General features: G+C 42.7%; 2 tRNA genes and 1 rRNA gene. All 3 read left to right on the top strand.

The features are described 5' to 3' along the window. A 16S ribosomal RNA gene (locus tag ACEN4L_RS13475) occupies positions 1 to 66 on the top strand; the annotation flags it as partial. A 108-nt stretch (positions 67 to 174) separates the two neighbouring features. Continuing rightward, positions 175 to 248 (top strand) — tRNA-Ile (locus tag ACEN4L_RS13470). A 26-nt stretch (positions 249 to 274) separates the two neighbouring features. After that, positions 275 to 347: transfer RNA gene (locus ACEN4L_RS13465), tRNA-Ala, on the top strand. Positions 348 to 492: the final 145 nt, after the last annotated feature.

Raw genomic sequence — 492 nt, 5'->3', positions numbered from 1 at the left:
CAGATAATTGGGGTGAAGTCGTAACAAGGTAGCCGTATCGGAAGGTGCGGCTGGATCACCTCCTTTCTAAGGAATTAACGGAATCCTACACGGTTCGCTTTTACTTTGTTTAGTTTTGAGAGGTTTAATCAATCTTTCAATTTAAACTGCATTCTTTAAATGAAGTGCTGAATTGGGCCTATAGCTCAGCTGGTTAGAGCGCACGCCTGATAAGCGTGAGGTCGATGGTTCGAGTCCATTTAGGCCCATTAAATTTCATTTTAAAGATAAACCCGGGGCCTTAGCTCAGCTGGGAGAGCGCCTGCCTTGCACGCAGGAGGTCAGCGGTTCGATCCCGCTAGGCTCCATTGCAACTTAGTTGCAAATGAATAGTGTTCTTTGAAAACTGGATATTGTCTAATAGAAACATTTAAGTAAGAAACCGAGAAACACACCGCGTTTAAAAGAGTTTTTTAATTGTTCTTATCGCAAGATAAAACAAGCAACTTCGGT

Origin of the sequence: Desemzia sp. FAM 23988, from assembly GCF_045528365.1 — a bacterium.
Lineage (GTDB): Bacteria > Bacillota > Bacilli > Lactobacillales > Carnobacteriaceae > Desemzia.
The sequence above is the reverse complement of the archived record's forward strand: the minus strand, read 5'-3'. Positions and strand labels throughout refer to the sequence as shown.